This window comes from Sphingosinicella sp. (assembly GCF_041916975.1).
Lineage (GTDB): Bacteria > Pseudomonadota > Alphaproteobacteria > Sphingomonadales > Sphingomonadaceae > Sphingosinicella.
Genome location: NZ_JAYRYK010000001.1, coordinates 2,869,917 through 2,890,980 on the forward strand (window position 1 = coordinate 2,869,917; position 21,064 = coordinate 2,890,980).

Here is a 21,064-nt window from a genome sequence, read left to right on the forward strand (position 1 = left end):
GCACGAAAACGTGCCGGACCGGTTTGCTTTTGCCGGTTGATTGTCAGGGTCGAAATTGGTCGGCCAAATAAAGGTTTGAACGGGTACCCGCATGGAAACGCAGAATATTCGCATCCGCCTCAAGGCCTTCGATCACCGCGTGCTCGATCAGGCGACGGGCGAAATCGCCGACACGGCGAAGCGGACGGGCGCGATGGTGCGCGGACCCATCCCGATGCCGACGCGCATCGAGAAGTTCACCGTGAACCGCTCGCCGCACGTCGACAAGAAGTCGCGCGAGCAGTTCGAGGTTCGCACCTACAAGCGCCTGCTGGACATTGTTCAGCCGACGCCGCAGACGGTGGACGCGCTGATGAAGCTCGACCTCGCCGCGGGTGTGGATGTCGAGATCAAGTTGCAGGCCTAGCCTGACGTTTTAACTCAAGCCCGCTCCGCGGAGTGGGCCTCTGAAGAGGAAGGAACAGGATCATGCGCACTGGCGTGATCGCAAAGAAGGTGGGAATGACCCGGCTGTTCAAGGATGACGGCCGGCACGTTCCTGTGACGGTCCTCAGCCTTGAAGGCTGCCAGGTCGTTGCACAGCGTACCGAGGACCGCGACGGTTATGTCGCGCTCCAGCTCGGTGCCGGCACCGCGAAGGTTAAGAACGTCGCCAAGCCGCAGCGCGGCCACTTCGGCAAGGCCGAAGTCGAGCCGAAGGCGCAGGTTGTCGAATTCCGCGTTACGGAAGATGCGCTCGTCGACGTGGGTGCCGAACTTTCGGCCGACCATTTCGTCGCGGGTCAGTACGTCGACATCACCGGCTCCACGCAGGGCAAGGGCTTCGCCGGCGCCATCAAGCGTTGGGGCTTCGGCGGTCTGCGCGCGACGCACGGCGTGTCCGTCTCGCACCGTTCGCACGGTTCGACGGGTAACCGCCAGGATCCCGGCAAGGTCTTCAAGAACAAGAAGATGGCCGGCCACATGGGCGCCCGCAACCGCACGCAGCAGAACCTCGAGATCGTCGGCACCGACGTCGCGCGCGGTCTGATCTTCGTCAAGGGTTCGGTCCCCGGTCACAAGGGTGGTTGGCTCGAAGTTCGCGACGCCGTGAAGGTGGCGCGTCCTGGCGAGGCTCCGTATCCGGCCGGCATTCGCAGCGCGAACAACAACGAAGCGGCCCCCGCCGAGGCCCCGGCTGAAACGCCGGCTGCCGAGACGGTCGAAACCGCCACCGACGGCCAGGAGGGCTGAACATGAAGATCAAGGTACAGACCCTCGACGCGAAGGCTGCTGGCGATGTCGAACTGAACGACGAGATCTTCGGTCTCGAACTTCGCACCGACATCCTGCACCGCGTCGTCAACTGGCAGCTCGCCAACCGTCGCGGCTACGCCCGTGCCGCGCGCGAGCGTTCGGATGTTGCACGCACCGGCAAGAAGTTCGGTCGCCAGAAGGGCGGCGGTACGGCTCGTCACGGCAACCGCCGCGCTCCGATCTTCATCGGCGGCGGCAAGGCCCACGGTCCGCGCGCCCGCTCGTTCGAGCAGAGCCTGAACAAGAAGATCCGCGTCCTCGGCCTCAAGACCGCGCTGTCGGCGAAGGCGAAGGAAGGCAAGCTCATCGTCCTCAAGGACCTCGAGCTGAAGGATGCCAAGACGAAGGCGCTGCGCGAGCAGCTCGGCAAGCTCGGCATCACCAGCGGCCTCTTCATCGACGGCGACACGCCCGCGAACTTCCGTCTGGCCTGCGCGAACCTCTACAAGGTTGACGTGCTGCCGGTCATCGGCGCGAACGTGTACGACATCCTCAATCACGACACGCTCGTCCTCACGACGTCGGCGGTCGAAAAGCTGGAGGCGCGCTTCAATGGCTAAAGCTGCGAAGAAGGCCGAGATCGCGCTGGAGCACTACGACGTGATCCTGTCGCCGGTCATCACCGAGAAGTCGACGCAGGTGTCGGAATACAACCAGGTTGTGTTCCACGTCGCGAAGACCGCGACCAAGCCCGCCATCAAGGCGGCGGTCGAAGCGCTGTTCGATGTCAAGGTGAAGGGCGTGAACACGCTCATCGCCAAGGGCAAGACGAAGCGCTGGAAGGGTCAGCGCTACATCCGCTCCGACGCGAAGAAAGCCGTCGTGACGCTCGCCGAAGGCGAGTCGATCGACGTGACCACGGGAATCTAAGCCATGGCGCTCAAATCCTATAACCCCACCAGCGCAGCGCGCCGCGGCCTCGTCCTCGTCGACAAGTCGCAGCTCTTCAAGGGCAAGCCCGTCAAGGCGTTGACCGAGGGTCTCCACAAGTCCGGCGGCCGCAACAACCAGGGCCATGCCACCGCGCGCGGCATTGGCGGCGGTCACAAGCGTCGTTATCGCATCGTCGATTTCAAGCGTCGCAAGTGGGACATGGCGGCCGTTGTCGAGCGGATCGAGTATGACCCGAACCGCACGGCGTTCATCGCCCTCGTGAAGTACGAGGACGGCGAGCTGAACTACATCCTCGCACCGCAGCGTCTTGCTGTCGGCGACACGGTCGTCGCGGGCAAGAAGACCGACGTGAAGCCGGGCAACGCGATGGAAATCGGTCAGATGCCGGTCGGCACGATCGTCCACAACGTCGAGATGAAGCCCCGCAAGGGCGGCCAGATCGCACGTTCGGCAGGCACCTATGTGCAGGTCGTCGGCCGTGACCGCGGCATGGCGATCGTCCGCCTCGGTTCGGGCGAGCAGCGCTACGTCCCCGCCGATTGCATGGCGACGGTCGGCGCGGTGTCGAACCCCGACAACTCGAACCAGAACCTTGCGAAGGCCGGCCGCAACCGCTGGCTCGGCAAGCGTCCGCTGACGCGCGGTGTCGCCAAGAACCCGGTCGACCACCCGCACGGCGGTGGTGAAGGCCGCACCTCGGGTGGCCGTCATCCGGTGACCCCGTGGGGCAAGCCGACGAAGGGTGCCAAGACCCGGAACAAGAAGAAGGCGTCGAGCGCGATGATCATCCGTTCGCGTCACGCGAAGAAGAAGAGGTAAGCCATGGCGCGTTCCGTCTGGAAGGGTCCGTTTGTCGACCTGCACCTTCTGAAGAAGGCCGAGACCGCCCAGGATTCCGGTGCGCGTGCGCCGATCAAGACCTGGTCGCGCCGCTCGACGATCCTGCCGCAGTTCGTTGGCCTCACCTTCAACGTCTACAACGGCAAGAAGTTCGTGCCGGTGACCGTCAACGAGGACATGGTGGGCATGAAGCTCGGCGAGTTCGCGCCGACGCGCACCTATTTCGGCCACACCGCCGACAAGAAGGCGAAGAGGTAAGCGATGAGCAAGGCTGCAAACCCCCGTCGTGTCGGCGAGCGCGAAGCGCTCGCGGTGGCGACGACCGTGCGCGGTTCGGCATACAAGCTGAACCTCGTTGCCGGTCTCATTCGCGGCAAGAAGGCCGGCGAAGCGCTCAACATCCTCACCTTCTCCACGAAGGCGATGGCCGTTGACGTTCGCAAGGTTCTCGCCTCGGCGATCGCGAACGCGGAAAACAACCACAACCTCGACGTCGATGCGCTCGTGGTGAAGGAAGCCAGCGTCGGCAAGTCGATCACGATGAAGCGCTGGACGCCGCGTGCGCGTGGTCGTTCGGCGAAGATCATGAAGCCGATCAGCCGCATTCGCATCGTGGTGCGTGAAGCGGACGAAGAGGCAGGAGCGTAATATGGGTCACAAGACTTCCCCCATCGGCCTCCGGTTGCAGATCAACCGCACCTGGGATTCGCGTTGGTTCGCGGACGGCGACGACTACGGTCGTCTGCTGCTCGAGGATCTCAAGATCCGCAACTTCGTGATGAAGACGCTGCCGCAGGCCGCCATTTCGAAGGTGGTGATCGAGCGTCCTGCAAAGCTGTGCCGCGTGTCGGTGTATGCTGCGCGTCCGGGCGTGATCATCGGCAAGAAGGGTGCGGACATCGACAAGCTCCGCCGCCAGCTCGCCGCGATGACGTCGAGCGAGGTGTCGCTGAACATCGTCGAGATCCGCAAGCCTGAGGTTGACGCGAAGCTCGTCGCACAGTCGGTTGCAGATCAGCTCGTGCGCCGTGTTGCGTTCCGCCGCGCCATGAAGCGCGCCGTGCAGTCGGCGCTGCGTCTTGGCGCCGAGGGTATCAGGATCACCTGCTCGGGCCGTCTTGGCGGTGCCGAGATTGCGCGGACCGAATGGTACCGTGAAGGCCGCGTTCCGCTGCACACGCTGCGCGCGAACGTGGACTACGCGGAAGGCCAGGCACACACCGCTTACGGCGTCTGCGGCGTCAAGGTTTGGATCTTCAAGGGTGAGATCCTCGACCACGACCCGCTCGCGCAGGACCGGATCATGATGGATGCACAGACGTCGGGAGTCCGGCCGGCGCGTTAAGGTCGAAAGACCATAACTGCGTCGCCTGATCGAGGACCGATTCCTGTCAGAAGGCGATAAGAGATGCTGCAACCAAAACGCACCAAGTTCCGCAAGGCCCACAAGGGTCGCATTCACGGCAACGCCAAAGGCGGCACCGAACTCAACTTCGGCGCCTATGGCCTGAAGGCGCTCGAGCCGGAGCGCGTCACTGCGCGCCAGATCGAATCTGCGCGTCGTGCCATCACGCGCCACATCAAGCGCCAGGGCCGTCTCTGGATCCGCATTTTCCCGGACGTTCCGGTTTCCCGCAAGCCTGCCGAAGTCCGCATGGGCTCGGGCAAGGGCGCGCCGGAATACTGGGTTGCCCGCGTGAAGCCGGGCCGCGTGATGTTCGAGCTCGATGGCGTCAGCTACGAGGTCGCCGCCGGCGCCTTCGAACGCGCTGCCGCTAAGCTCCCGATCAAGACGAAGCTGATCGCTCGTCTTGGCGACCAGCACTAAGGAAGGGATGCAGCCATGAAGCACGCAGACCTCAAGACCAAGACTGACGACCAGCTCTCCGCTGATCTCGCACAGCTGAAGAAGGAGCAGTTCAACCTGCGCTTCCAGGCGGCGACCGGCCAGCTGGAAAAGGCGAGCCGCGTGCGCGAGGTGCGTCGCACCATCGCGCGTATTCGGACGCTGCAGAACGAACGCGGTCGCGTCAGCGCCGCTGCCGAAGCCTGAAGGGAATAACGATGCCGAAACGCGTCCTCGTCGGGCAGGTAGTCTCCGACAAGACCGACAAGACGGTGGTTGTGAAGGTCGAACGCCGGGTTCAGCACCCGCTGTACGGCAAGATCATCCGCCGCTCGAAGAAGTATCACGCGCACGATGAAGCCAATGCCTTCAAGGCCGGCGACACCGTGCGGATCGAGGAATGTGCGCCGATCTCCAAGCTGAAGACGTGGCGCGTCACGGAAAAGGTGAGCTGACATGATCCAGATGCAGACGAACCTCGACGTCGCGGACAACAGCGGCGCGAAAAGGGTGCAGTGCATCAAGGTGCTCGGCGGTTCGAAGCGCCGTTTCGCCACCGTCGGCGACGTGATCGTCGTCTCGGTGAAGGAAGCGACGCCGCGCGGCCGCGTGAAGAAGGGTGACGTGCACCGCGCCGTCATCGTTCGCACCGCGAAGGACATCCGCCGCGCCGATGGCACCGTGATCCGCTTCGATTCGAACGCAGCCGTGCTCATCAACAAGAGCGAGGAGCCGATCGGCACCCGCATCTTCGGGCCGGTGGTGCGTGAACTGCGCGCCAAGAAGCACATGAAGATCATCAGCCTTGCGCCGGAGGTCCTCTAAATGTCCGCAGCGAAGATCAAGAAGGGTGACCGCGTCGTCGTCCTGTCCGGCAAGGACAAGGGCAAGCATGGCGATGTCGTGAAGTCGCTCCCGAAGGACGGCAAGGTCGTCGTGTCGGGAATCAACATCGTGGTTCGCCACGTGAAGCCGAGCCAGGCCAATCCGCAGGGCGGGCTGGAGCGTCGCGAGGCGCCGATCCACGCGTCCAAGGTGGCGCTCGAGGATCCGAAGACCGGCAAGCCGACCCGCGTCGGTTTCCGTATCGAGAAAGACGGCAGCAAGGTGCGTGTCGCCAAGCGGTCGGGTGAGGTGATCAATGGCTAAGGCAGAACGCGTGAAGCCGCGCCTTCAGAAGGTGTATGAAGAGCAGGTGCGCGCCGCGCTCACCGAGCGCTTCGGCTACAAGAACGCGATGGAAGTCCCGGGCATCGAGAAGATCGTGCTCAACATGGGCGTGGGCGACGCGACGCAGGACAAGAAGCGCATCGATGCGGCGCTTGCCGAGATGATGCAGATCGCCGGCCAGCGTCCGGTGGTCACGAAGGCTCGCGTCTCGATCGCGCAGTTCAAGCTGCGCGAGGGGATGCCGATCGGCGTGAAGGTGACGCTGCGGTCCGACCGCATGTGGGAATTCCTCGATCGCCTGATCAACATCGCGCTGCCGCGCGTGCGCGACTTCAGGGGCGTGAATCCGAAGTCGTTCGACGGCCGTGGCAATTACGCGATGGGCGTCAAGGAACAGATCGTGTTCCCCGAGATCAACTATGACCAGGTCGAGAAGGTCCGGGGCATGGATGTGATCATCACCACCACCGCGAAGACGGACGAGGAAGGCCGCGAGCTGCTGCGTGCGCTCAACATGCCCTTCACCGACCGCGACGAAACCCAGAAGGCCGCGTAAGCGCGGTCGCTATAGGAGCTGAACTTAAGTCATGGCGAAACTGAGTTCGATCAACAAGAATGAGCGTCGGAAGAAGCTCGTTAAGCAATACGCGGGCAAATACGCCCGCCTGAAAGCGATCGCGAACGACGAGAGCAAGGATGAGACGGAGCGTCTGATGGCGCGCCTGAAGCTTGCCGAGATCCCGCGCAACGCAAACCCGACGCGCATCCGCAACCGGTGTGAACTCACCGGCCGTTCGCGTGCGTATTATCGCAAATTCCGCTTGAGCCGCATCATGCTCCGGGAACTGGCCAACAAGGGCCTGATCCCGGGTGTGACGAAGTCGAGCTGGTAAGGAAAGGATCGATCCCATGTCGATGACCGATCCGCTGGGCGATATGCTGACCCGCATCCGCAATGGTCAGCAGGCCCGCAAGGACTCTGTTCTCACCCCCGCCTCCAAGCTGCGCAGCCACGTTCTCGACGTGCTGCAGCGCGAAGGATTCATCCGTGGCTATGCTGCCGCCGACACCGGCCAAGCGATGCGCGAGATCCGTATCGATCTCAAGTATTTCGAAGGCCAGCCGGCGATCCAGCACGTGCAGCGCGTCTCGAAGCCGGGCCGCCGCGTCTATTCGGGCGCGAAGGATCTGCCGCGCGTCCGCAATGGCCTCGGCATCACCATCGTTTCGACGCCGAAGGGCGTTCTCTCCGACGCGGAAGCGCGTGAGCAGAACGTTGGCGGCGAAGTGCTCTGCCAGGTCTTCTAGGGGTATTCACGATGTCACGCATTGGAAAAAGACCCGTGAGCGTACCTGCAGGCGTCACCGCGACGCTGGCCGATGGCCGGCTGTCGGTGAAGGGTCCGAAGGGTGAGCTCAGCATCGTCACGCACGACGACATCAGCTACGCGGTCGAGGACGGACGCATCTCGGTGGGTCCGGCGAACAGCACGCGCCGCGCCCGCGACTTCTGGGGTATGCAGCGCACGCTCGTGCAGAACCTGGTGACCGGCGTCACCGAGGGCTTCACGAAGACGCTGGAGATCACCGGCGTCGGCTACCGCGCGAACGCGCAGGGCAGCACGCTGAAGCTGCAGCTCGGCTACAGCCACGATGTCGACTTCGCGATCCCCGAGGGGATCACGGTGAAGACGCCCGATCAGACCACGGTCGAGATCTCGGGCATCGATCGCCAGAAGGTCGGCCAGGTGGCTGCAGAGATCCGTCGCTGGCGGAAGCCGGAGCCCTACAAGGGCAAGGGCATCAAGTACCGCGGCGAGTTCATCTTCCGCAAAGAAGGCAAGAAGAAGTAGCGATGGGCAAGAAACTCACACCATTCGAACAGCGCCGCCGCCGCGTGCGGACGGGGCTTCGGCTGAAGGCCGGCACGCGTCCTCGCCTGTCGGTGCACCGCTCGTCGCAGCACATCTACGCGCAGATCATCGACGACGCCGCGGGCAAGACGATCGCTTCGGCCTCCACGCTCGACAAGGACGTGAAGGGCCAGGCCGGCGCGACCGTGTCGGCAGCGACCGACGTCGGCAAGCGTCTCGCCGAACGTGCGAAGGCAGCGGGCATCACGCAGGTTGTTTTCGATCGTGGCGGCTTCCTGTTCCACGGCCGGGTGAAGGCGCTCGCCGAGGCGGCGCGCGAAGGCGGATTGGAGTTCTAGTATGGCTGACGAAACCCAGATCGACGCCCCCGAGGCGGATACCGGCGAGACCGAAGGTCGTGGTCGTCGTGGCCGTGGCGGACAGGGCCGTGAAGGTGGTGGACGTGGACGTCGCGACGATCGCGGCGGTCGCGGCAATCGCCGTGAAGCGCGTCAGGAGCCGGGCGAGGAGCTGATCGAAAAGCTCGTCCACATCAACCGCGTCTCGAAGACGGTGAAGGGCGGCAAGCGCTTCGGCTTTGCTGCGCTCGTCGTCGTCGGCGACGGCAAGGGCCGCGTCGGCTTCGGCCACGGCAAGGCCCGCGAAGTGCCGGAAGCGATCTCGAAGGGCACCGCCGCCGCCAAGAAGGCGATGGTCCGCGTGCCGCTGCGCGATGGCCGCACGCTGCACCACGACGGCTTCGGCCACTTCGGCGCGGGCAAGGTCTACGTGCGCTCCGCGCCGCAGGGCACCGGCATCATCGCCGGCGGTCCGATGCGCGCCGTGTTCGAAAGCCTTGGCGTTGCCGACGTCGTCACGAAGTCGGTTGGCACCAACAACCCCTACAACATGATCCGCGCGACCTTCGAGGCGCTGAAGGAACAGGCTTCTCCGAAGGCTGTTGCCCAGCGCCGCGGCAAGAAGATCGCCGACCTCATCGGCCGTCGCGGCGATGTGTCCGGCGCTGCCGTGCAGGTCGAAGCCGACGCGGTCACGGAGTAAGTCATCATGGCGAAGATCAAGCTCAAGCAGGTGGGTTCGCCCATCCGCCGCACCAAGGACCAGCGCGCAACGCTCGTCGGGCTCGGCCTCAACAAGCTCCACCGCACGTCGGAGCTGGAGGATACCCCCGAGGTTCGCGGGATGCTCCGCAAGGTCCAGCACATGGTGCAGGTCATCAACTAGAACAGGTTCGATCGCCTTCTTTCTTCGCGAAAGAGGGCGTTCGAATTTGGCGCGACAATAGCGAAAGCGAGTGCACACAATGAAAATCAGCGATCTCAAGGATAACAAGGGCGCCCGCAAGAGCCGCACGCGCGTTGCGCGCGGCATCGGTTCGGGTCTCGGCAAGACCGCAGGCCGTGGCCAGAAGGGCCAGACCAGCCGTTCGGGCGTTGCCATCAACGGCTTCGAGGGCGGTCAGATGCCGCTCCACATGCGTCTGCCGAAGCGCGGGTTCAACAACCCGTTCGCCAAGGACTATGCCATCGTCAACGTAGGCACGATCCAGCGCGCGATCGACGAGAAGACGCTCGATGCGAAGGCTGCCATCGGCGCTGCCGAGCTGCTCGCCGCGAACCTCATCCGCAAGTCGAAGCACGGCGTCAGCCTGCTCGGCAAGGGTGAGCTGAAGGCGAAGCTCGACATCACCGTCGCGCGGGCCTCCAAGGGCGCGCTCGCGGCGGTCGAGAAGGCCGGCGGCAAAGTCACGACGACGGTTGCCGCTGAGTCCGCCGAGGGCTGACACGGATTTTTCGGGGCGTGGGCATGGCGCAAAGCCGTCCCGCGCCCTATCTAGTTCCGGTCGCCGGCCATATCGGGGGCAGGGCAGAGCTTTTTCCGGGGTAACGTGATGGCGTCAGCAGCCGAACAACTCGCAGCCAATCTCAATTGGGGCTCGTTCTCCAAGGCGACCGACCTCAAGAAGCGGCTGTGGTTCACGCTCGGCGCGCTCATCGTCTTCCGTCTGTGCTCGTTCGTGCCGTTGCCCGGCATCGATCCGGTTCAGCTTGAACTCCTGTTCGATCAGACGCGCGGCGGCGTGCTCGATTTTGTCAACATGTTCTCGGGCGGCGCGCTCGAGCGCATGTCGATCGTCGCGCTCAACATCATGCCGTACATCACGGCCTCGATCATCGTGCAGCTCATGACCTCGCTGTCGCCTTCGATGGCCCAGCTCAAGAAAGAGGGCGAGAGCGGTCGCAAGAAGATCAACCAGTACACGCGCTACGGCACCGTCGCGCTCACGCTGTTCCAGGGCTATGGCATCGCGGTCGGCCTCGAAGGCTGGGGGGCGGGGCAGGGCGCGTCGGCCGTGCTCGATCCGGGCTGGTTCTTCCGCATCACCACGATGATCACGCTGCTCGGCGGCACGATGTTCCTGATGTGGCTGGGCGAGCAGATCACCGCGCGCGGCATCGGCAACGGCATTTCGCTCATCATCATGGCGGGTATCGTCGCGACGCTTCCGGGCGCACTCGCCGGCCTCTTCGAGCAGGGCCGCACGGGCGCGATGTCGGGCATCGTCATCCTCGCGATCATTCTCGCGGTGATCCTCGTCATCGCGTTCATCTGCTTCATGGAGCGCGCGCAGCGACGCATCCTCGTGCAGTATCCAAAGCGCCAGGTGGGCAACCGCATGTCGCAGGGCGAAAGCTCGCACCTGCCGCTGAAGCTCAACACCGCGGGCGTCATTCCGCCGATCTTCGCCTCGTCGCTGCTGCTGATGCCGCTCACGGTGGCGCAGTTCGCCGGGCAGAATTCGCAGAACGAGTGGATGATTGCGGTCACCACCGCGCTGCAGCACGGCTCGCCGCTCTACATGTCGCTCTATGCGTTCGGCATCATCTTCTTCTGCTTCTTCTACACGGCTGTGGTCTTCAATCCCGAGGAGACGGCGGACAATCTGAAGCGGCAGGGCGGCTTCATCCCCGGCATCCGCCCGGGCGAGAAGACGACGCAGTATCTCGATTATGTGCTCACGCGCATCACGGTGGTCGGCGCGGCGTATCTCACGCTCATCTGCCTCATCCCCGAATTCCTGATCTCGTCGTTCGCGCTGCCGTTCTACTTTGGTGGCACTTCACTTCTGATCGTCGTCAACGTAACGATGGATACGGTCGCGCAGATTCAATCGCATCTGCTTGCGCACCAGTATGAGGGGCTCATCAAGAAGGCGAAGCTGAGGGGGAATCGGCGTTGAACATCATACTGCTCGGCCCGCCGGGGGCGGGTAAGGGCACGCAGGCCAGCAAGCTCGTCGAAGAGCGCGGCATGGTGCAGCTATCGACCGGCGACATGCTTCGCGCGGCGGTGAAGGCGGGAACGCCCGTTGGCCTCAAGGCGAAGGCCGTGATGGACGCGGGCCAGCTCGTCTCCGACGAGATCGTCTCCGACCTTATCGGCGACAAGCTCGACGAGATGGGCCCGGACAAGGGCGCGATCTTCGATGGCTATCCGCGCACCGCGGCGCAGGCGGAATCGCTCGACGCGATCCTCAGCGCGCGGGGCCGCAGCCTCGATCACGTTATCGAGCTCGATGTCGATGAAGATGCGCTCGTCGAGCGCATCACCGGCCGCTTCACCTGCGCGAAGTGCGGCGAGGGCTATCACGACACGTTCAAGCAGCCGAAGACGGAAGGCGTCTGCGATGTCTGCGGCGGCACCGAATTCAAGCGCCGTCCGGACGACAATGCCGAGACGGTCCGCACGCGCATGGCCGAATACCGCGCCAAGACCGCGCCGATTCTGCCGATCTACGAAGCGCGCGGACTCGTGAAGCGCGTCGATGGCATGGCGGACATGGGCGACGTCTCCGCCAGCATCGCCGCAATTCTGGACGTCTGACACGCTTCCGGGCACACTCCGCTCTGAACGAGGGGAGGGACTCATGCGCTTCATTCTGCCCGTGCTGATGCTCGCCGCAGCGCCTGCCGCTGCGGACGTGAAGGTCAGCGAAACCGGCTTTGTCGTAGAGAACAAGGCAGTCGCGTCCGCTGCGCCCGATGCGGTGTGGGCGGCGCTCGTCACGCCTGCGCGCTACTGGAATCCGGATCACAGCTATTCCGGCAAGGCGGAGAACTTCACGCTCGATGCGAAGGCAGGCGGCTGCTTCTGCGAAGCGTTGCCGAATGGCGGTTCGGTCGAGCACATGCGCGTCGTCTTCGTCATGCCCGGCAGCGCGCTGCGTCTGGTCGGCGGCCTCGGCCCCCTGCAATCCGAAGGCGTCGCCGCGACGCTCACATGGGCGCTGAAGTCCGTCCCGACAGGAACCGAGATCACGCAGACCTATGTCGTCGGCGGGCACATGCGCTTCGATGTTCCGGCGACCGCGCCTCTCGTGGGTCAGGTGCTGAACGAACAGCTCACGCGCCTCGCCGCGCTGTTTCCCAAAAACTGAACCCTGTGGCGATCATTGGCCCCCTCAAGCTCAAGGCGCAGATCTTCTGCGGCGGCGAACCCGCGATCGGGCCCGGCAAGGCGGATCTTCTCGAAGCCATCGACCGCGAGGGCTCGATCTCCGGCGCAGGCCGCGCGATGGGCATGAGCTATCGCCGCACATGGCTGCTCGTCGACAGCCTCAACCGCTGCTGGAAGGAACGCGTGGTCGAAACCACCGCAGGCGGCGGCTCGGACAAAGGCGCGCGGCTCACCCCGTTCGGACGCACTGTGCTCGAAACCTACCGTGCCTTCGAAGCGAGGCTCGCGGCGGTCACCGACGACCCCGTCTACCGCGATCTGCTGACGCTGCTGCGCGACAAACCCTTGCCTCCGCACGACTGAGAAGCGTTCAGGGCGCGCGCGTCACCATCACGTCGATGCTGTCCTCCGCCGCGCCGCTGATCTGCAGCGCATAGGTGCCGGCGGGCAGCGCGAAATCCACGATCTTGCGGATACCTGAGCACGCCGGGCCGTGACCGTGCGCGGCGGAGGGAACCACTTTCCCGTCCACGAGCACATCGATCCAGCCGGCTCCACTCAGCGCCACGCGCCATGTCCCGGCCTGCTGAACGTCGAAACCGATCACGCCGCCGAAACTGTCGGGCTTCGGCTCCCGTTCCGGCGGTGCGGCGAAGCGTACCGTCGAGACGGATTCCAGCGCCACGCGCGCCGGCGTTCCTGCCACAAGCATGGTGCCTTTCGAAAGCGCACCGGGGGCGGCAGACCACGCAGCAAGCGCGGGCGGCAGCGGCTCCGTACCTGCGGGGCAATCCGACTGCGCAAGGGCGGAACCTGAGATTAGGATCGCCATACCCGCACCCCAAACCCCTGAAAAACGAGCCATAACCGCCTCCTGCCTATTGCTATATTTCTTCGTATATAGCATTGCCGCGCCGCGCCTCAATCGGGTCATCGGCGAAAAGGGGAAATCATGCGCGCGCGCTTCATCATGCTCATCCTGCTTTCGGGCGCTGCGCCGGGTGCGCTTCACGCGGCGGAAGCGGAAACCGCGGAGCCCTTCACGCTCGGCCAGATCATCGTCACCGCGCCCGCGCAGGAAGGCATCGCCATCGCGTCCTCCACGCTCTCGTCGGAAGCGATCTACACGTTCAACCGCAACACGCTCGACGAGGCCGTGAGCCTGATGCCCGGCGTCTCCGCCTCGAACAGCGGGGGTTCGCGCAACGAGCGGCTGATCTTCGTACGCGGCTTCGATCGCTTTCAGGTGCCGCTGTCGATCGACGGCATCCGCGTCTATCTCCCCGCCGACAATCGCCTCGATTACGGTCGCTTCCTAACGCCCGACATCGCCGAGCTTCAGGTGGCGAAGGGCTATGTCTCGGTGCTTGACGGTCCCGGCGCGATGGGCGGAGCGGTCAACCTCGTTACCCGCAAGCCCACGAAGGCGCTGGAAGCCGAGGTGCGCGGCACGCTCGCGCTCGATCGGGGTGCCGACTACGCGGGCTATAACGTCTTCGCGGTGCTCGGTACGCGGCAGGAGAAATGGTACGCGCAGGGTTCCTACACGCGGAATTTCCAGGATCATTGGGATCTGCCCGGCGGCTATGAAGCTGCGGCAGGCTCGGTCGAAGACGGTGGCGAGCGTGAGTTCACCCGCACGGAGGATTGGCGCGTCAACGTGAAGCTCGGCTTCACGCCGAACGCCACGGACGAATATTCGATCAGCTACACGCGGCAGGAAGGCGCGAAGAACGCGCCGCTCCATGTCACCGACACGGCGACGCAGCGCAACTGGGCGTGGCCGCAGTGGGACGTGGAGAGCATCTATTTCCTCTCGACGACGGCGCTCGGCGATAACGCAACGCTGAAGACGCGCGCCTATCGCAACAAGCTCAAGAACCTGCTCAGTTCCTTCGACGACGCCACGCAGACCGCGCAGACGCGCCCGCGCGCGTTCAACAGCCCGTACAATGACACCGCATGGGGCGGCTCAGCGCAGCTCGATGTTGATCTCACCGACAGCTACGGCCTCAGCGTCGCTACACACTATCGCCGCGACAAGCACATCGAGTCGCAACAGGTCTTCCCGGCGGGAACGTGGGAGCCCGATCAGGAAAACCTCGAGGAGACGTGGAGCGTCGCGGTTGAGAACCGCCTCGCGCTGTCGCCGACGCTCACGTTCACGGCGGGCGCCAGCTATGATTGGCGCGACCTGAAGCGTGCGGAAGAATACGGCGCCGTCACCGGCCTTCCGGGCAATCGCCTGTTTTCCTACCCGATCCGCAACAGCAGCGCGCTCAATGGGCAGGGCCGGCTCGTCTGGACGCCGGACGAGGCGACGCGGGTCCACGCCAGCATCTCGTCACGTGCGCGTTTTCCCACCGTGTTCGAACGCTTCAGTTCGCGCTTCGGCGGCGCCACCTCGAACCCGGACCTGAAGGCGGAGCGCGCCACCAATTTCGAGATCGGCGGTAGCCGCCAGTATGGCGCTGTGCGCGTGGAAGGCGCGGCGTTCTACTCGCGCGTCACCGACGTTATCGTCGCGTTCCCGACCATCATCGAGGTCTGCAAGGCGCCCGGCGTCTGCGATCCGCAGGCCGTCACGCAAAGCCGCAACCTCGGCAAGGGCGACTATTACGGCGTCGAGATGTCGCTCGATGCACACCTCGGCGAAACGCTCGGTCTCGGCGCCAACTACACGTGGACGCAACGGAACCTCGATGATCCGTCGAATGCCGCGTTCCAGCCCACCGGCGTGCCGGAGCACAAGGCGTTTGTCTGGGCGGACTGGTCGCCGGTCTCGCGCCTCCACATCGTGCCGAACGTCGACATCGCCTCGAGCCGCTGGACGGTGAACACGGCCGGCACGCGCTACTACAAGACCGGCAGCCACGTGCTCGCCAACCTGCGCATCGATTTCGACGTGATGGAGAATGTCACGCTCGGCGTGGGCGCGCGCAACCTGTTCGACGAAAGCTACCAGCTCACCGACGGCTTCCCCGAGCCGGGCCGCAGCCTTTTCGCGAGCCTCAGGGCTCGGCTGTAGGCCGCACCATCAAGAGGCCGACAAAGCTCACCGTCGCCGCGCCCGCGAGATAGAGCCCGACCGGGGCCAGCCCGCCCCGGTCGGCGAGCGCCTGCGCGATGTTGGGCGCAAGGCCGCCGCCGAGGATGCCGCCGACGTTGAACGCCATCGAAGCACCCGTGTAGCGCACGCGCGCCGGAAACAGGCCGGGCAGGAACGCGCCGAGCGGCCCGTACACGAACCCCATCATCAAAAGCATGAGCGACAGGTAGACGAAGATCGGCAGAAGCGCGCCGCCCTCCATCATCGGTGCCATCAGCAGCGCGGTCGGCACCGTGCCGATGCAGCCCGCCATCAGGACGAGGCGCGGCGTCTTCACGTCCGAAAGCCAGCCAGCGATCAGGATGCCGATCGCCATGAACAGGATCGCGCCGAGCAGCAGCGAGAGGAACGTCTCGCGCGGGATGCCGAGCGTCGTCGTGCCGTAGCCGAGCGTGAAGGCGGTCGCGAGGTAGAAAATCGCGAAGCAGCAGACGACCGCAAGCGTGCCCGCCAGCGTCTCGCGCCAGTGGTCCTTCATCAGCTCCGCAAGCGGTACCTTGGGCGGCGGGCCCTGCTCCATCGCGGCGGCGAACGCAGGCGTTTCGGTCAGCTTCAGCCGCACCCACAGGCCTACACCCACCAGCACGGCGCTCGCAAGGAACGGCAGCCGCCAGCCCCACGCAAAGAACTGCTCCTGCGTCAGCGTCAGACCGAGGATCAGGAACAGACCGTTCGCCGCGATGAAGCCTACCGGCGCGCCGAGCTGCGGGAACATGCCGAAGCGCCCGCGCCAGCCCGGCGGCGCGTTCTCCACGGCAAGCAGCGCCGCGCCGCCCCATTCGCCGCCAAGCCCGAAGCCTTGCCCGAAGCGCAGGAGGCAGAGCAGCAGCGGCGCGATCCACCCCGCGGTCTGGTAGGTCGGCAGGAAGGCGATGGCGAGCGTCGAGCCGCCCATCAGCATCAGCGAGGCGACGAGCGTGGATTTGCGCCCGATGCGGTCCCCGAAGTGCCCGAACACGCTGGCGCCGAGCGGCCGCGCGAGAAACGCGATGCTGAAGCTCGCGTACGACATCATGAGCTGCACGGAAGGCGATTCAGCCGGGAAGAACAGCGGCCCGAAGACCAGCGCCGCCGCCGTCACGTAGATATAGAAGTCGTAGAACTCCACCGCCGTGCCGACGAGGCTCGCCGTCAGCACGCGCCGCGTCGATGGCGGCAGTTGTCCGGCTTCAGCCATGCGATCCCCCGTTCATGTTCTTGCAACCGCCGATGGCGATATGCGATGCACGCGTCAACTGTCTGCCGCGTTTCGTATCTTGACACCGGCTTCGCCCGCCCGCTTGACACAGGCCGATTCGGCTCCTATCTCCCCCGCATCCCGAGTGAATCGCATTCCGGCGGCGCATATTGCGTGCTCGCCGGTTTTGTGTGTTCATTGGGGTTTCACGCTTTGAGATAGGCCCGCGCGCCCACGCGGCCTGTGGAGCTAGGAGAACCGTCTGTGGCACGTATTGCGGGCGTTAACATCCCGACCAACAAGCGCGTCGTGATTGCCCTTACCTATATTCACGGCATCGGCCGTACCACCGCTGCGAAGATCTGCTCGACGCTTGGCTTCCCTGCCGAGCGCCGCGTTCAGGACCTCACCGATCAGGAAGTCATCCAGATCCGCGAGATGATCGACCGCGATCACACGGTAGAGGGTGACCTCCGCCGTGAGACCTCGATGAACATCAAGCGTCTGATGGACCTCGCTTCGTATCGCGGCCTTCGCCACCGCAAGGGCCTTCCGGTCCGCGGTCAGCGCACGCACACGAACGCCCGCACCCGCAAGGGCAAGGCGAAGCCGATCGCCGGCAAGAAGAAGTAAGCGAGCAAAAGGGAGCTATTCGAAATGGCACGGGAACCGGCTCGCATCAAACGGCGCGAGCGCAAGAACATCACGTCGGGCGTCGCGCATGTGAACGCCTCTTTCAACAACACCATGATCACCATCACGGACGCGCAGGGCAATGCGATTGCCTGGTCGTCGGCCGGCACGATGGGCTTCAAGGGCAGCCGCAAGTCGACGCCTTACGCCGCGCAGGTCGCAGCGGAAGACGCCGGCAAGAAGGCTGCCGAGCACGGCGTGCGCACGCTGGAAGTCGAAGTTCGGGGCCCCGGTTCGGGTCGCGAATCGGCGCTCCGCGCGCTGCAGGCGGTCGGCTTCCAGATCACCGCGATCCGCGATGTGACGCCGATCCCGCACAACGGCGTGCGTCCGCCGAAGCGCCGCCGCGTCTGACGCCCCGCGCGTTCGCCAAAGCGTTTCGTCCGAAAATCCTATGCGGCGGGCTTCGGCCCGCCAGCCCGCGAAGGGGAAGACAGTGGCCGTAATTGCAAAGAACTGGCAGGAACTGAAGAAACCCAACAGCCTCGAAGTGAAGGCCGGCGCGGACAAGGCGCGGAAGGCGACGTTCGTCGCCGAGCCGCTGGAGCGCGGCTTTGGCCTCACGCTCGGCAATGCGCTTCGCCGCGTGCTGCTCTCCTCGCTGCAGGGTGCGGCCGTCACCTCGATCAAGATCGACGGCGTGCTGCATGAGTTCTCTTCGCTCGCCGGCGTGCGTGAAGACGTCACCGACATCGTGCTCAATGTGAAGCAGGTTGCGGTGAAGATGCTCGACGAGATGCCGAAGCGTCTGCACCTCACCGCGTCGGGTCCGGGCGAAGTCACTGCCGGCCAGATCTCGGTGACGGGCGATATCGAGATCATGAACCCCGATCTCGTCATCTGCACGCTCGACGAGGGCGCGACGCTCAACATGGAACTGACGGTCGAGACCGGCAAGGGCTACGTGCCCGCGTCGCAGAACCGTCCGGCGGACGCGCCGATCGGCCTCGTGCCGGTCGATGCGCTCTACTCGCCGGTGCGTCAGGTCGCCTACAAGGTGGAAAACACCCGCGTCGGCCAGGAACTCGACTACGACAAGCTGACGCTGACGGTCGAAACCGACGGCACGGTGACCCCGGACGATGCGCTCGCTTATTCGGCGCGCATCCTTCAGGACCAGCTGGCGCTCTTCATCAACTTCGACGAGCCGACCGCGATCGCCGCCGTTCCCTCCGCCGCTGCTGCGGCGCAGGAGGACGAAGGCGCCATCAACCGCTACCTCCTCAAAAAGGTGGACGAGCTGGAGCTTTCGGTCCGCAGCGCGAACTGCCTGAAGAACGACAACATCATCTACATCGGCGACCTCGTTCAGAAGACCGAGGCCGAGATGCTCCGCACGCCGAACTTCGGCCGCAAGAGCCTCAACGAGATCAAGGAAGTCCTCTCGCAGATGGGCCTCCGCCTCGGCATGGAAATCCCCGGCTGGCCGCCGGAGAACATCGAGGAACTCGCCAAGAAGCTCGAACAGGAAATCATGGGCTAAAGGCTTCGGCCTTACCCAGCACGGGTTTGGGCGGCGCCCGGTTCTGCCGCCTGGTCCGGAGTACCTTGCACGGCTCCGTGAACAAACGAGAAGGAAGTTTGAGACATGCGTCACCGCGTAGGACACCGTAAGCTCGGCCGTACCACGAGCCACCGTCAGGCGATGTTCCGCAACATGGCCGCCGCGCTGATCAAGCACGAGCAGATCACGACCACGCTGCCGAAGGCGAAGGAACTTCGCCCGTACGTGGAAAAGCTGGTCACGCTCGCCAAGAAGGGCGGCCTTGCCAATCGCCGTCTCGCGCAGTCGCGCCTGATGGACGAGACGCAGCTGAAGAAGCTCTTCGAGGTGCTCGGCCCGCGCTACGAAGGTCGCCCCGGCGGCTACATCCGCGTGCTGAAGGCCGGCATCCGCGCCGACGACGCCGCGCCGATGGCGATCATCGAGTTCGTCGATCGCGACACCAGCGCCAAGGGTCAGGATTCGGGTCCGGTGCAGTCGTTCGACGACGCCGAAGCCGCCTGATCAGGCGCTTTCGCTGAAAGAACAGGGGCCGTGCCTTCGGGTGCGGCCCTTTTCTTTTCCGGCGCACCCAATAGGGTGCCGCCTATGACCGACTTCCGCTTTGACTACGGTCCCCGCGTGCTTTCGGGCACTGGGCGCAGCACGTCCGTTTCCGATCTCGTGCCCGAAGGCCCCGTGCTTGTCGTCACCGACAAGGGCGTGCGCGGCCTCGGCCTTACCGATCCGATGCTCGGCGCGCTCGGCGACCGGGCGCTGGTGTTCGATGCGGTCGAAGCCGACCCCTCCGCGGCGACGGCGCTTGCCGCCGTAGCGGCCGGGCGCGAGGCGGGGGTCACGTCGGTCATCGGCTTCGGCGGCGGCAGTCCGATGGATGTTGCGAAGGTCGTCGCCTACCTGCTCGGCTCGGGCGATGATCTGGATGGCATTTACGGCGTCGATCAGGCGAAGGGTGCGCGCCTGCCGCTCGTGCTCATCCCCACCACCGCCGGCACCGGTTCCGAAGCCACGCCGATCGCGATCCTCACCGTCGGCGGTGCGGAGAAGAAGGGCGTCGTCGCCCGGCCGCTGTATGCGGACTGGGCGATCCTCGATGCATCGCTCACCTTCGGTCTGCCGCGCGGCGTCACCGCCGCCACCGGCATCGACGCGATGGTCCACGCCATTGAGGCGTTCACGACGAAGCGCCTCAAGAACCCGCTGTCGGACGCGCTTGCGAAGGAAGCGCTTCGCCTCCTCGGCGCCAACATCCGCCGCGCCTGCGATGATCCCGCCAACCCCGAAGTGCGCGGTGCGATGCTGCTCGGTTCGCATCTCGCGGGTGTGGCCTTCGCCAATGCGCCCGTGGGTGGCGTCCATGCGCTCGCCTATCCGCTAGGCGGGCATTTCCATGTGCCGCACGGGCTGTCGAACGCGCTGATGCTGCCGCATGTGCTCGGCCACAACATGGCCGCCGCGCTGCCGCTCTATGCCGACCTTGCACCGATCCTCGATCCGTCGCTGGCGCCCCTCGGTCGTCAGGCACAGGCGCAGGGCCTCGTCGAGGCGCTCGTCGCCATCGCCGCCGATTGCGGCGTACCAGCGCGTCTCCGCGATGTCGGCGTGGAGGCGGGCGATCTCGATCTTCTCGCGTCGGAGGCGATGAAGCAGCAGCGCCTGCTCATCAACAACCCGTGCGAGATCGACCTCGCCGATGCCCGCCGTCTCTACGAGGCCGCGCTTTGAGCCGCGAACCCTTCCGCACCCTCGCCGACTACGCCGCCTTTCGCAGCATCACCACGCGCTGGGCAGACAACGACGTCTACGGCCACGTCAACAATGTCGTCTATTACAGTTGGTTCGATACGGCAGTGAACGCGCACCTGATCGAGGCGGGCGTGCTCGACATCCACGGCGGCGCGGTCATCGGCCTCGTCGTCGAGACCGGCTGCCGCTACGCCGCGCCGCTCGCCTTCCCGCAAGTCATAGACGCGGGCATCCGTGCCGCCCACATCGGCACGTCGTCCGTCCGGTACGAGGTCGGCCTGTTCGCCGAGGGCGAGACAGAGGCCGCTGCCGAGGGCTTCTTCATCCATGTCTACGTGGACCGCGAAACCCGCCGCCCCGTACCGCTTCCCGCCCCCTTGCGCGCCGCGCTGGAGGCGATTTCGGTTCATCGCGGATAAAGCTCGTCCGGCGCATACCTGTCCCGTATCATCGGCGG

General features: G+C 65.0%; 34 protein-coding genes. 32 read left to right on the top strand and 2 right to left on the bottom strand.

The genetic code is table 11. The features are described from left to right. The first annotated feature begins 91 nt into the window (after positions 1-91). The 25 genes from rpsJ (at position 92) to ACE3TJ_RS13625 (ending at position 12,741) form a co-directional block, all read left to right on the top strand. On the top strand, positions 92-406 hold the full coding sequence (gene rpsJ / locus ACE3TJ_RS13505; protein WP_121047244.1) for a 30S ribosomal protein S10: 315 nt from the start codon (positions 92-94) through the stop codon (positions 404-406). 62 nt (positions 407-468) lie between these two features. Beyond that, positions 469-1,233: a 50S ribosomal protein L3 gene (rplC, locus tag ACE3TJ_RS13510; RefSeq protein WP_374596981.1), complete on the top strand. Its 765-nt coding sequence runs from the start codon at positions 469-471 to the stop codon at positions 1,231-1,233. 2 nt (positions 1,234-1,235) lie between these two features. After that, positions 1,236-1,856 carry a 50S ribosomal protein L4 gene (rplD, locus tag ACE3TJ_RS13515; RefSeq protein WP_374596983.1) on the top strand — a complete coding sequence of 207 codons (621 nt, stop codon included), beginning with the start codon at positions 1,236-1,238 and terminating at the stop codon, positions 1,854-1,856. After that, the gene (locus ACE3TJ_RS13520) at positions 1,849-2,166 is read left to right on the top strand and encodes a 50S ribosomal protein L23 (RefSeq protein WP_293780884.1); all 318 of its coding nucleotides are present in this window, start codon (positions 1,849-1,851) and stop codon (positions 2,164-2,166) included. Before rplD ends, ACE3TJ_RS13520 begins: the two co-directional genes overlap by 8 nt. Before the next feature lie 3 nt (positions 2,167-2,169). Next, on the top strand, positions 2,170-3,009 hold the full coding sequence (gene rplB, locus ACE3TJ_RS13525) for a 50S ribosomal protein L2 (RefSeq protein ID WP_374596985.1): 840 nt from the start codon (positions 2,170-2,172) through the stop codon (positions 3,007-3,009). Positions 3,010-3,012: 3 nt separating this feature from the next. Next, positions 3,013-3,288 carry a 30S ribosomal protein S19 gene (gene rpsS, locus ACE3TJ_RS13530; RefSeq protein ID WP_293780878.1) on the top strand — a complete coding sequence of 92 codons (276 nt, stop codon included), beginning with the start codon at positions 3,013-3,015 and terminating at the stop codon, positions 3,286-3,288. 3 nt (positions 3,289-3,291) lie between these two features. After that, positions 3,292-3,678, top strand: coding sequence for a 50S ribosomal protein L22 (gene rplV, locus ACE3TJ_RS13535; RefSeq protein WP_121047250.1), 387 nt, complete (start codon positions 3,292-3,294; stop codon positions 3,676-3,678). A 1-nt stretch (position 3,679) separates the two neighbouring features. Continuing rightward, positions 3,680-4,375 carry a 30S ribosomal protein S3 gene (gene rpsC, locus ACE3TJ_RS13540; RefSeq protein WP_121047251.1) on the top strand — a complete coding sequence of 232 codons (696 nt, stop codon included), beginning with the start codon at positions 3,680-3,682 and terminating at the stop codon, positions 4,373-4,375. A gap of 63 nt (positions 4,376-4,438) precedes the next feature. After that, a complete protein-coding gene (rplP, locus tag ACE3TJ_RS13545) occupies positions 4,439-4,858 on the top strand; it encodes a 50S ribosomal protein L16 (RefSeq protein ID WP_121047252.1) in 420 nt (139 codons plus the stop codon). 15 nt (positions 4,859-4,873) lie between these two features. Then, entirely contained in the window at positions 4,874-5,083 is a 210-nt protein-coding gene (rpmC, locus tag ACE3TJ_RS13550; RefSeq protein ID WP_374596989.1) for a 50S ribosomal protein L29, read from the top strand. A gap of 11 nt (positions 5,084-5,094) precedes the next feature. Further along, positions 5,095-5,331 (top strand): 30S ribosomal protein S17, encoded by a 237-nt coding sequence (gene rpsQ / locus ACE3TJ_RS13555; RefSeq protein ID WP_121047254.1) that lies wholly within the window; start codon positions 5,095-5,097, stop codon positions 5,329-5,331. A 1-nt stretch (position 5,332) separates the two neighbouring features. Next, entirely contained in the window at positions 5,333-5,701 is a 369-nt protein-coding gene (rplN, locus tag ACE3TJ_RS13560; RefSeq protein ID WP_374596992.1) for a 50S ribosomal protein L14, read from the top strand. Next, positions 5,702-6,025 carry a 50S ribosomal protein L24 gene (gene rplX / locus ACE3TJ_RS13565; protein ID WP_121047256.1) on the top strand — a complete coding sequence of 108 codons (324 nt, stop codon included), beginning with the start codon at positions 5,702-5,704 and terminating at the stop codon, positions 6,023-6,025. It abuts the gene before it with no gap. After that, on the top strand, positions 6,018-6,602 hold the full coding sequence (rplE, locus tag ACE3TJ_RS13570) for a 50S ribosomal protein L5 (protein ID WP_374596994.1): 585 nt from the start codon (positions 6,018-6,020) through the stop codon (positions 6,600-6,602). The genes rplX and rplE overlap by 8 nt, the downstream gene beginning before the upstream one ends. A gap of 31 nt (positions 6,603-6,633) precedes the next feature. Continuing rightward, complete coding sequence (gene rpsN / locus ACE3TJ_RS13575; protein WP_121047258.1) at positions 6,634-6,939, top strand: 30S ribosomal protein S14; 306 nt, start codon at positions 6,634-6,636, stop codon at positions 6,937-6,939. A 16-nt stretch (positions 6,940-6,955) separates the two neighbouring features. Next, positions 6,956-7,354, top strand: a complete 399-nt coding sequence (gene rpsH / locus ACE3TJ_RS13580) for a 30S ribosomal protein S8 (RefSeq protein ID WP_374596997.1) — start codon at positions 6,956-6,958, stop codon at positions 7,352-7,354. 11 nt (positions 7,355-7,365) lie between these two features. Then, on the top strand, positions 7,366-7,899 hold the full coding sequence (rplF, locus tag ACE3TJ_RS13585; protein WP_374596999.1) for a 50S ribosomal protein L6: 534 nt from the start codon (positions 7,366-7,368) through the stop codon (positions 7,897-7,899). A gap of 2 nt (positions 7,900-7,901) precedes the next feature. Next, a complete protein-coding gene (rplR, locus tag ACE3TJ_RS13590) occupies positions 7,902-8,258 on the top strand; it encodes a 50S ribosomal protein L18 (protein ID WP_374597001.1) in 357 nt (118 codons plus the stop codon). A 1-nt stretch (position 8,259) separates the two neighbouring features. Then, positions 8,260-8,961 carry a 30S ribosomal protein S5 gene (gene rpsE, locus ACE3TJ_RS13595; RefSeq protein ID WP_121047262.1) on the top strand — a complete coding sequence of 234 codons (702 nt, stop codon included), beginning with the start codon at positions 8,260-8,262 and terminating at the stop codon, positions 8,959-8,961. A gap of 6 nt (positions 8,962-8,967) precedes the next feature. After that, complete coding sequence (gene rpmD, locus ACE3TJ_RS13600; protein ID WP_374597004.1) at positions 8,968-9,144, top strand: 50S ribosomal protein L30; 177 nt, start codon at positions 8,968-8,970, stop codon at positions 9,142-9,144. 79 nt (positions 9,145-9,223) lie between these two features. Then, a complete protein-coding gene (rplO, locus tag ACE3TJ_RS13605; RefSeq protein ID WP_374597006.1) occupies positions 9,224-9,703 on the top strand; it encodes a 50S ribosomal protein L15 in 480 nt (159 codons plus the stop codon). Positions 9,704-9,811: 108 nt separating this feature from the next. Beyond that, the gene (secY, locus tag ACE3TJ_RS13610; protein ID WP_374597008.1) at positions 9,812-11,161 is read left to right on the top strand and encodes a preprotein translocase subunit SecY; all 1,350 of its coding nucleotides are present in this window, start codon (positions 9,812-9,814) and stop codon (positions 11,159-11,161) included. Continuing rightward, complete coding sequence (locus ACE3TJ_RS13615; protein ID WP_374597010.1) at positions 11,158-11,805, top strand: adenylate kinase; 648 nt, start codon at positions 11,158-11,160, stop codon at positions 11,803-11,805. The genes secY and ACE3TJ_RS13615 overlap by 4 nt, the downstream gene beginning before the upstream one ends. Positions 11,806-11,848: 43 nt before the next feature. Beyond that, positions 11,849-12,358, top strand: a complete 510-nt coding sequence (locus ACE3TJ_RS13620) for an SRPBCC domain-containing protein (RefSeq protein WP_374597012.1) — start codon at positions 11,849-11,851, stop codon at positions 12,356-12,358. A gap of 5 nt (positions 12,359-12,363) precedes the next feature. Next, positions 12,364-12,741, top strand: coding sequence for a winged helix-turn-helix domain-containing protein (locus ACE3TJ_RS13625; RefSeq protein ID WP_374597014.1), 378 nt, complete (start codon positions 12,364-12,366; stop codon positions 12,739-12,741). Positions 12,742-12,748: 7 nt separating this feature from the next. Here ACE3TJ_RS13625 and ACE3TJ_RS13630 read toward each other — a convergent pair whose 3' ends face one another. After that, positions 12,749-13,243, bottom strand: a complete 495-nt coding sequence (locus tag ACE3TJ_RS13630) for a homogentisate 1,2-dioxygenase (RefSeq protein WP_374597016.1) — start codon at positions 13,241-13,243, stop codon at positions 12,749-12,751. Positions 13,244-13,330: 87 nt separating this feature from the next. Here ACE3TJ_RS13630 and ACE3TJ_RS13635 point away from each other — a divergent pair, with 87 nt between their 5' ends. Further along, a complete protein-coding gene (locus ACE3TJ_RS13635) occupies positions 13,331-15,406 on the top strand; it encodes a TonB-dependent receptor plug domain-containing protein (RefSeq protein ID WP_374597018.1) in 2,076 nt (691 codons plus the stop codon). Here the strand turns inward: ACE3TJ_RS13635 and ACE3TJ_RS13640 are convergent. Continuing rightward, positions 15,390-16,664, bottom strand: a complete 1,275-nt coding sequence (locus ACE3TJ_RS13640; protein WP_374597020.1) for an MFS transporter — start codon at positions 16,662-16,664, stop codon at positions 15,390-15,392. The genes ACE3TJ_RS13635 and ACE3TJ_RS13640 overlap by 17 nt on opposite strands. A 264-nt stretch (positions 16,665-16,928) precedes the next feature. Between ACE3TJ_RS13640 and rpsM the strand changes: the two genes are divergently transcribed. The 6 genes from rpsM (at position 16,929) to ACE3TJ_RS13670 (ending at position 21,026) form a co-directional block, all read left to right on the top strand. After that, positions 16,929-17,297, top strand: a complete 369-nt coding sequence (gene rpsM / locus ACE3TJ_RS13645) for a 30S ribosomal protein S13 (RefSeq protein WP_271257745.1) — start codon at positions 16,929-16,931, stop codon at positions 17,295-17,297. A gap of 24 nt (positions 17,298-17,321) precedes the next feature. Continuing rightward, a complete protein-coding gene (gene rpsK, locus ACE3TJ_RS13650; RefSeq protein WP_121047270.1) occupies positions 17,322-17,711 on the top strand; it encodes a 30S ribosomal protein S11 in 390 nt (129 codons plus the stop codon). Positions 17,712-17,793: 82 nt separating this feature from the next. After that, on the top strand, positions 17,794-18,840 hold the full coding sequence (locus ACE3TJ_RS13655; RefSeq protein ID WP_374597023.1) for a DNA-directed RNA polymerase subunit alpha: 1,047 nt from the start codon (positions 17,794-17,796) through the stop codon (positions 18,838-18,840). Between the two features lie 105 nt (positions 18,841-18,945). Beyond that, positions 18,946-19,365 (top strand): 50S ribosomal protein L17, encoded by a 420-nt coding sequence (gene rplQ / locus ACE3TJ_RS13660; RefSeq protein WP_374597025.1) that lies wholly within the window; start codon positions 18,946-18,948, stop codon positions 19,363-19,365. An 84-nt stretch (positions 19,366-19,449) separates the two neighbouring features. Next, positions 19,450-20,586 carry an iron-containing alcohol dehydrogenase gene (locus ACE3TJ_RS13665; protein WP_374597027.1) on the top strand — a complete coding sequence of 379 codons (1,137 nt, stop codon included), beginning with the start codon at positions 19,450-19,452 and terminating at the stop codon, positions 20,584-20,586. Then, a complete protein-coding gene (locus ACE3TJ_RS13670) occupies positions 20,583-21,026 on the top strand; it encodes an acyl-CoA thioesterase (RefSeq protein WP_374597029.1) in 444 nt (147 codons plus the stop codon). The genes ACE3TJ_RS13665 and ACE3TJ_RS13670 overlap by 4 nt, the downstream gene beginning before the upstream one ends. Positions 21,027-21,064 lie beyond the last annotated feature (38 nt).

Excerpts from the sequence above, each read along its gene's own strand:
- rpsC (WP_121047251.1), top strand. The coding sequence starts at position 3,680 with ATGGGTCACAAGACTTCCCCCATCGGCCTCCGGTTGCAGATCAACCGC.
- rpsK (WP_121047270.1), top strand. The coding sequence starts at position 17,322 with ATGGCACGGGAACCGGCTCGCATCAAACGGCGCGAGCGCAAGAACATC.
- rplN (WP_374596992.1), top strand. The coding sequence starts at position 5,333 with ATGATCCAGATGCAGACGAACCTCGACGTCGCGGACAACAGCGGCGCG.
- rplB (WP_374596985.1), top strand. The coding sequence starts at position 2,170 with ATGGCGCTCAAATCCTATAACCCCACCAGCGCAGCGCGCCGCGGCCTC.
- rplX (WP_121047256.1), top strand. The coding sequence starts at position 5,702 with ATGTCCGCAGCGAAGATCAAGAAGGGTGACCGCGTCGTCGTCCTGTCC.
- rpsE (WP_121047262.1), top strand. The coding sequence starts at position 8,260 with ATGGCTGACGAAACCCAGATCGACGCCCCCGAGGCGGATACCGGCGAG.
- rplD (WP_374596983.1), top strand. The coding sequence starts at position 1,236 with ATGAAGATCAAGGTACAGACCCTCGACGCGAAGGCTGCTGGCGATGTC.
- rpsJ (WP_121047244.1), top strand. The coding sequence starts at position 92 with ATGGAAACGCAGAATATTCGCATCCGCCTCAAGGCCTTCGATCACCGC.
- ACE3TJ_RS13665 (WP_374597027.1), top strand. The coding sequence starts at position 19,450 with ATGACCGACTTCCGCTTTGACTACGGTCCCCGCGTGCTTTCGGGCACT.
- rplE (WP_374596994.1), top strand. The coding sequence starts at position 6,018 with ATGGCTAAGGCAGAACGCGTGAAGCCGCGCCTTCAGAAGGTGTATGAA.
- rplQ (WP_374597025.1), top strand. The coding sequence starts at position 18,946 with ATGCGTCACCGCGTAGGACACCGTAAGCTCGGCCGTACCACGAGCCAC.
- rpsS (WP_293780878.1), top strand. The coding sequence starts at position 3,013 with ATGGCGCGTTCCGTCTGGAAGGGTCCGTTTGTCGACCTGCACCTTCTG.
- rpmD (WP_374597004.1), top strand. The coding sequence starts at position 8,968 with ATGGCGAAGATCAAGCTCAAGCAGGTGGGTTCGCCCATCCGCCGCACC.
- rplV (WP_121047250.1), top strand. The coding sequence starts at position 3,292 with ATGAGCAAGGCTGCAAACCCCCGTCGTGTCGGCGAGCGCGAAGCGCTC.
- ACE3TJ_RS13620 (WP_374597012.1), top strand. The coding sequence starts at position 11,849 with ATGCGCTTCATTCTGCCCGTGCTGATGCTCGCCGCAGCGCCTGCCGCT.
- ACE3TJ_RS13635 (WP_374597018.1), top strand. The coding sequence starts at position 13,331 with ATGCGCGCGCGCTTCATCATGCTCATCCTGCTTTCGGGCGCTGCGCCG.
- ACE3TJ_RS13640 (WP_374597020.1), bottom strand. The coding sequence starts at position 16,664 with ATGGCTGAAGCCGGACAACTGCCGCCATCGACGCGGCGCGTGCTGACG.
- rplP (WP_121047252.1), top strand. The coding sequence starts at position 4,439 with ATGCTGCAACCAAAACGCACCAAGTTCCGCAAGGCCCACAAGGGTCGC.
- ACE3TJ_RS13630 (WP_374597016.1), bottom strand. The coding sequence starts at position 13,243 with ATGGCTCGTTTTTCAGGGGTTTGGGGTGCGGGTATGGCGATCCTAATC.
- rplO (WP_374597006.1), top strand. The coding sequence starts at position 9,224 with ATGAAAATCAGCGATCTCAAGGATAACAAGGGCGCCCGCAAGAGCCGC.
- rpsH (WP_374596997.1), top strand. The coding sequence starts at position 6,956 with ATGTCGATGACCGATCCGCTGGGCGATATGCTGACCCGCATCCGCAAT.
- rplF (WP_374596999.1), top strand. The coding sequence starts at position 7,366 with ATGTCACGCATTGGAAAAAGACCCGTGAGCGTACCTGCAGGCGTCACC.
- rpsN (WP_121047258.1), top strand. The coding sequence starts at position 6,634 with ATGGCGAAACTGAGTTCGATCAACAAGAATGAGCGTCGGAAGAAGCTC.
- rpsQ (WP_121047254.1), top strand. The coding sequence starts at position 5,095 with ATGCCGAAACGCGTCCTCGTCGGGCAGGTAGTCTCCGACAAGACCGAC.
- secY (WP_374597008.1), top strand. The coding sequence starts at position 9,812 with ATGGCGTCAGCAGCCGAACAACTCGCAGCCAATCTCAATTGGGGCTCG.
- rpmC (WP_374596989.1), top strand. The coding sequence starts at position 4,874 with ATGAAGCACGCAGACCTCAAGACCAAGACTGACGACCAGCTCTCCGCT.
- rplR (WP_374597001.1), top strand. The coding sequence starts at position 7,902 with ATGGGCAAGAAACTCACACCATTCGAACAGCGCCGCCGCCGCGTGCGG.
- ACE3TJ_RS13520 (WP_293780884.1), top strand. The coding sequence starts at position 1,849 with ATGGCTAAAGCTGCGAAGAAGGCCGAGATCGCGCTGGAGCACTACGAC.
- rplC (WP_374596981.1), top strand. The coding sequence starts at position 469 with ATGCGCACTGGCGTGATCGCAAAGAAGGTGGGAATGACCCGGCTGTTC.